Below are 259 nucleotides of genomic sequence, written 5' to 3'. Positions count from 1 at the left end.
CCCCGGTACCTCGGGAGTGATCGAGGGAATATTGGCCATCTCCTTCAAGGGCTTGAGCTTCTCTTCCAGGTCGAAGTCGAGCAGCTTCAGCAGCACCGGCTCCAGGGTCGCCACCTGGACCAGCCCTTCGCCCTGGCGGGTGACCAGCACGTCGGCCTTCAGGCGGCGCTGCTGGCCGTGCAGGTCGAGGGTGAAGTCGAGCTTCTCGACCCGCGAATGGCCGCCCCGCAGGTCGTCGAAGCCGGCCTTGTCCAGGCGG

1 protein-coding gene is annotated in these 259 nt (G+C 66.8%); it reads right to left on the bottom strand.

Going from position 1 to position 259, the window contains the following annotated elements; all coding sequences use genetic code 11:
• A partial coding sequence (locus ACLJNW_RS26305) for a YceI family protein (protein ID WP_410961522.1) occupies window positions 1-259 on the bottom strand: 259 nt, incomplete at both ends.

This window comes from Salmonella sp. SAL4457, from assembly GCF_046548235.1.
In the GTDB taxonomy this organism is placed as follows: domain Bacteria; phylum Pseudomonadota; class Gammaproteobacteria; order Enterobacterales; family Enterobacteriaceae; genus Salmonella; species Salmonella enterica.
The sequence above is the reverse complement of the archived record's forward strand: the minus strand, read 5'-3'. Positions and strand labels throughout refer to the sequence as shown.